This is a genomic window from Ensifer sp. (genome assembly GCF_035999135.1).
Classification (GTDB): Bacteria; Pseudomonadota; Alphaproteobacteria; order Rhizobiales; family Rhizobiaceae; genus Ensifer.
This window is the reverse complement of record NZ_DASYGZ010000177.1, coordinates 1-5,338: the sequence shown is the minus strand read 5'-3', so window position 1 is coordinate 5,338 and position 5,338 is coordinate 1. Positions and strand designations below refer to the sequence as shown.

The window sequence follows — 5,338 nt, the reverse complement described above, 5'->3', positions numbered from 1 at the left end:
GATGGATTGCAAGAAGGCGCTCGCCGAAACCAATGGCGACATGGAAGCTGCGATCGACTGGCTGCGTGCCAAGGGCATCGCAAAGGCCGACAAGAAGTCGGGCCGCACGGCTGCTGAAGGCCTCATCGGTATTGTCAGCGGCGGCGTCAAGGCTGTCGTTGTTGAAATCAACTCCGAGACCGACTTCGTTGCCCGCAACGAAGCCTTCCAGGAACTCGTTCGTGGCGTCGCCAACGTCGCGCTCGGCACCGACGGTTCGGTCGACGCCATTGCCGCTGCCAACTACCCGGCAACCGGCAAGTCGGTCGACGAGACCATCAAGGACGCCATTGCCACGATCGGCGAGAACATGACGCTGCGTCGCGCGGCTCTGCTTCAGGTCGAAGACGGTGTTGTCGCAACCTACATCCACAACGCTGCCGGGGACGGCATCGGCAAGCTCGGCGTTCTCGTCGCCCTGAAGTCGATCGGCGACAAGGAAGTTCTCTTCTCGGTCGGCCGCCAGATCGCCATGCACATTGCTGCCACCAACCCGCTCGCGATCCGTGCGGACGAAGTCGACGCGGCTGTCGCCGAGCGCGAGCGCAACGTCTTCATCGAGCAGTCGCGCGCTTCGGGCAAGCCGGACAACATCATCGAGAAGATGGTTGAAGGCCGCATGCGCAAGTTCTTCGAAGAAGTCGCACTGCTGTCGCAGGCCTTCGTCATGAACCCGGAAATCACGGTCGGCCAGGCTGTCAAGGATGCTGAAAAGCTCGCTGGCGCGCCGATCGAAGTCACCGGCATGGCCCGCCTGCTGCTCGGCGAAGGCGTCGAGAAGGAAGAGTCCGACTTCGCTGCAGAAGTTGCAGCTGTCGCCAAGGGCTGATTTCTTCACCCATATTGGGAAAACCTCGGGGCATCGCGTGACAACGCGGTGCCCTTCGTGTATCCGGCTTCGTCAATGCGCTGGACCCGCCGGAAAATACGCCGCTGCGGTTGAAACCATGGAGCGCAATGTGTCCTTATGCGCTGTGCGCCGCGATCGTGCGCACGCGCGCCGATCTGTTCAGGAGCGATGATGCCGGCCGAACCACTCTACAAACGCGTTCTACTCAAAGCCTCCGGCGAAGCCCTGATGGGCAGCCAGGGGTTCGGCATCGACGTGGCGGTTGCTGACCGCATCGCCGCAGACATCGCGCAAGCTCGCGCCATGGGCGTCGAAGTGGGCGTGGTTGTCGGTGGCGGCAACATCTTCCGCGGCGTCGCCGTTGCCTCCAAGGGTGGCGACCGGGTGACCGGCGACCACATGGGCATGCTGGCGACGGTGATCAACGCGCTGGCGCTCGCAACCTCGCTGCGCAAGCTCGATATCGACACGGTGGTGCTCTCGGCGATCGCGATGCCGGAGATCTGCGAGAGCTTCTCGCAGCGCGCCACGCTTTACCATCTTTCCCTCGGCCGCGTCGTGATCTTTGCCGGCGGCACCGGCAACCCCTTCTTCACGACCGATTCGGCGGCTGCCCTTCGCGCTGCCGAAATGGGCGCACAGGCCATCTTCAAGGGCACGCAGGTCGACGGCATCTATTCCGCCGATCCGAAGAAGGATCCGACCGCGACCCGCTTCGACCGGCTGACCCACAGCGAGGTGCTTGAAAAGGGCCTGGCCGTAATGGATGTTGCCGCCGTTGCGCTTGCGCGCGAAAATGCCATTCCGATCGTCGTCTTCTCGATCCACGAGAAGGGTGGCTTTGCGGAAATATTGACCGGCGGCGGTCGTGCGACGATCGTTACAGACAACTAAGAGCGGCAGAACGGCCTCGGTGGCCGGCGAATGATAGAACGGGAGTTTCGACCATGAGCGAAGGTGTTGACCTGAAGGAACTGAAGCGTCGCATGGATGGCGCCATTTCCGCATTCAAGAGCGATATCGCGTCGCTCCGGACCGGCCGCGCGTCGGCGAACGTTCTCGATCCGGTAACCGTCGAAGCCTACGGATCGCGCGTCCCGCTCAACCAGGTCGCCAACATCACGGTTCCCGAGCCGCGCATGCTGTCGGTTTCGGTCTGGGACAAGCAGATGGTCGGCGCCGTCGACCGCGGCATTCGCGAATCGAACCTCGGCCTCAACCCCATCATTGACGGACAGAACCTGCGCATCCCGCTGCCGGAGCTCAACGAAGAGCGCCGCAAGTCGCTGGTCAAGGTTGCACATGACTATGCCGAAAAGGCCAAGGTCGCCGTGCGCCACGTCCGTCGCGATGGCATGGATGACCTGAAAAAAGCCGAAAAAGATGGCGACATCGGTCAGGATATCAGCCGTACTCAATCCGAGCGCGTGCAAAAGATGACCGACGAAACGATTTCCGATATCGACCGCTTGCTCGTCGACAAGGAAAAGGAAATCATGCAGGTCTGATCTGCTCGTGATCTGAGTCTCCTTTCGCGGACGCCTTATGCAAAACCTCACCTCCACCACCGTGCCGGAACACGTTGCCATCATCATGGATGGCAACGGCCGTTGGGCGAACGCCCGCGGGTTGCCGCGCACCATGGGACACCGCAAGGGCGTGGAGACCGTGCGCGACACCGTGAGGACGGCGACCGAAGTCGGCGTGCGCTACCTCACGTTGTTCGCCTTCTCGTCGGAGAACTGGAGCAGGCCGGCTGCGGAGGTGAGCGATCTCATGGGATTGCTCAAAACCTTCATCCGCAGGGACCTGGCCGATCTGCACCGCGAGAATGTCCGCATTCGCGTGATCGGCGATCGCTCCAATCTTCGCGGCGATATTCTGCCATTGCTGGTGGAAGCGGAAGAGACGACGCGCGCGAATACCGGCATCACTCTGGTCATCGCATTCAACTACGGCGCACGGGACGAGCTGACGCGCGCCATGCAGCGTCTGGCGACGGATGTGGCCGAGGGGCGCCTGCGGCCGGAGGAGATCACTCCGGAACGCATCTCCGCGACGCTGGACACGTCAGGCATTCCCGATCCGGACCTCATTATCCGCACCAGCGGCGAGGAAAGGCTGTCGAATTTCCTCCTGTGGCAGGGGGCCTATTCCGAGTTGATCTTCGTGCCCGAACTGTGGCCCGATTTCTCGCGCGAAGCCTTCGTGGCCGCCCTCAACAAATACGCGTGCCGGGAGCGTCGCTTCGGCGGTCTTGCCGAGCCTACGCTGGCGGTCGGGTCCTGATGCAAACCGAACTTAAGCTTCGCATCGCTTCGGGAGTGGTGCTCGCGGCGGGTACTTTGGCCGCGACCTGGTTCGGCGGCCTGGCCTTCCAGTCGCTGGCGGCTCTCATCGCTTTGTTCGTCTATTATGAATGGTCGACCATTACAGGTCTTCCCGAGCACGATTTCCAGGGCAATGCCTTTGGCTGGCTGTCACTGGCTGTCATCGCGGGCCTGATCGTTACCGGCTCCATCGGTTACAGCCTGCCGGTTCTGGCCTTTGCCTTCGCGGCATCCGTGGTGTGGGTGTTCGTGCGCAAGACGAGCTGGTGGCTGCCGGGCGGCATTGCCTATGCGGGTTTGACGGCGATATCGCTGGCAGCGCTGCGCGGCGCCGACGATCTTGGCCTGATGGCGACGCTGTTCGTGTTCGCGGTTGTCTGGGGAACAGACATCTTCGCCTATTTTACCGGCCGTGCGATCGGTGGTCCGAAGCTTGCACCGCGCATTTCGCCCGGCAAGACGTGGTCGGGCGCCATCGGCGGCACGATTTGCGGCATTGTTGCCGGTGTTGCCGTTTTTATGGCTTATTTTTCGCTGCAAGATCTCCGTATCCCGATCATAGCCCTGGTGCTTTCCGTCGCCAGCCAGGTGGGAGACTTGTTCGAATCCTTCATCAAGCGACGCTTCGGCGTGAAGGATTCTAGCCGTCTCATTCCGGGTCATGGCGGGGTCATGGATCGGGTCGACGGATTGATTTTTGCCTGTGTCGCGGCTTTGATTCTGGTCATGGTTCAGTATTTTGTCAGCGACGGGCGCCAGATCGCCTTCGGATCTGTCCTTTACGGCCTTTGACCCTGGCCGCGGGTGTTTGAGGAACGTTGATGCCCTACCTGTTTGATGCCCTTCAGATTCTGACTGGCTACGTCATTCCCTTCCTTCTGGTGCTGACATTGCTGGTGTTCGTGCACGAGATGGGACACTACCTCGTCGGCCGCTGGTCGGGCATCCGTATCCTAGCCTTTTCGATCGGTTTCGGGCCCGAGCTCGTCGGTTGGACCGACCGGCACGGAACCCGCTGGAAGCTGTCTGCCATTCCGCTTGGCGGCTACGTCAAGTTCTTCGGCGACGAGGATGCGGCAAGCACACCGGACTACGAGCGGCTGCAGACGCTGTCCCCGGAAGAGCGTGGGCAGACGTTCCTTGGCGCAAGGCTCTGGAAGCGGGCGGCAACCGTTGCCGCCGGGCCGATTGCGAACTTCATCCTTGCCATTGCGATCTTCGCAGTCCTGTTTTCTGTCTATGGCCGCCAGGTGGCAGACCCCGTGGTCGCCCGCGTGAACGAGAACAGCGCTGCTGCGCAAGCCGGAGTGCTGCCCGGGGACCGGCTGGTATCGATCGACGGCTCGCCTGTCGTCACTTTCGACGACGTTCGTCGCTACGTCAGCGTTCGTCCCGAAATGAAGATCATGATCCGAATCGAACGGGACGGCGCGACGCTCGACCTGCCGATGGTGCCGCAGCGAACCGAGTTGACGGATCAGTTCGGCAACAAGATGGAAATCGGTGTCATCGGAATCCTGACCGATCAGGAAGCGGGGAACTTCCGCACGGTCACCTATGGTCCGATCGAGGCCGTCGGTCAGGGATTCGTTCAAAGCTGGCACGTCGTGACCGGAACGTTCGACTATCTCGCAAATGTTCTGACCGGTCGCATGAAGGCCGACCAGATCGGCGGACCGATCCGCGTGGCCAAGGTCTCCGGGCAGATGGCCAGCCTCGGCATTCCGTTTGTGCTGAATATTGCTGCAATCCTGTCAGTTTCCATAGGATTGCTTAACCTCATGCCCGTTCCGGTGCTTGATGGCGGCCACCTGATGTTCTATGCGGTTGAGGCCTTGCGCGGAAGGCCGGTGGGCCCGGCCGCGCAGGATGTCGCCTATCGGATCGGCTTTGCCATGGTGCTGATGCTCATGGTGTTTGCCACCTGGAACGACATTTCGATGTTCTTCGGCTAACGTTCGGCCGGAGGGACGGCGAGGGGGATTTCGACGGATACTGTGAACGATTGGTTTTCAACGGCTTGCGACGAAAGGTTTTGTTTACGATAAATCGAGGCTGTAGTGGCCGTTAAGCCACGGTTCGAATTGAAGTAAACAGAAATTAACGAGCTGGCTTGCTT

6 protein-coding genes are annotated in these 5,338 nt (G+C 61.1%); all 6 read left to right on the top strand.

The features are described from left to right. Nucleotide 1 precedes the first annotated feature (1 nt). Nucleotides 2-868 (top strand): translation elongation factor Ts, encoded by an 867-nt coding sequence (tsf, locus tag VGO12_RS23310; RefSeq protein ID WP_327515111.1) that lies wholly within the window; start codon nucleotides 2-4, stop codon nucleotides 866-868. Between the two features lie 192 nt (nucleotides 869-1,060). After that, nucleotides 1,061-1,783 carry a UMP kinase gene (gene pyrH, locus VGO12_RS23305; RefSeq protein ID WP_327497742.1) on the top strand — a complete coding sequence of 241 codons (723 nt, stop codon included), beginning with the start codon at nucleotides 1,061-1,063 and terminating at the stop codon, nucleotides 1,781-1,783. A gap of 53 nt (nucleotides 1,784-1,836) precedes the next feature. Then, nucleotides 1,837-2,397: a ribosome recycling factor gene (gene frr, locus VGO12_RS23300; RefSeq protein ID WP_327515110.1), complete on the top strand. Its 561-nt coding sequence runs from the start codon at nucleotides 1,837-1,839 to the stop codon at nucleotides 2,395-2,397. Between the two features lie 37 nt (nucleotides 2,398-2,434). Next, entirely contained in the window at nucleotides 2,435-3,178 is a 744-nt protein-coding gene (locus VGO12_RS23295) for an isoprenyl transferase (RefSeq protein WP_327515109.1), read from the top strand. Next, nucleotides 3,178-4,011 carry a phosphatidate cytidylyltransferase gene (locus VGO12_RS23290; protein ID WP_327515108.1) on the top strand — a complete coding sequence of 278 codons (834 nt, stop codon included), beginning with the start codon at nucleotides 3,178-3,180 and terminating at the stop codon, nucleotides 4,009-4,011. The genes VGO12_RS23295 and VGO12_RS23290 overlap by 1 nt, the downstream gene beginning before the upstream one ends. 29 nt (nucleotides 4,012-4,040) lie before the next feature. Next, nucleotides 4,041-5,174: an RIP metalloprotease RseP gene (rseP, locus tag VGO12_RS23285; RefSeq protein ID WP_327515107.1), complete on the top strand. Its 1,134-nt coding sequence runs from the start codon at nucleotides 4,041-4,043 to the stop codon at nucleotides 5,172-5,174. Nucleotides 5,175-5,338 lie beyond the last annotated feature (164 nt).

Coding starts and splice junctions, on each gene's coding strand:
- frr (WP_327515110.1), top strand. CDS start 1,837: ATGAGCGAAGGTGTTGACCTGAAGGAACTGAAGCGTCGCATGGATGGC.
- tsf (WP_327515111.1), top strand. CDS start 2: ATGGATTGCAAGAAGGCGCTCGCCGAAACCAATGGCGACATGGAAGCT.
- pyrH (WP_327497742.1), top strand. CDS start 1,061: ATGCCGGCCGAACCACTCTACAAACGCGTTCTACTCAAAGCCTCCGGC.
- VGO12_RS23290 (WP_327515108.1), top strand. CDS start 3,178: ATGCAAACCGAACTTAAGCTTCGCATCGCTTCGGGAGTGGTGCTCGCG.
- VGO12_RS23295 (WP_327515109.1), top strand. CDS start 2,435: ATGCAAAACCTCACCTCCACCACCGTGCCGGAACACGTTGCCATCATC.
- rseP (WP_327515107.1), top strand. CDS start 4,041: ATGCCCTACCTGTTTGATGCCCTTCAGATTCTGACTGGCTACGTCATT.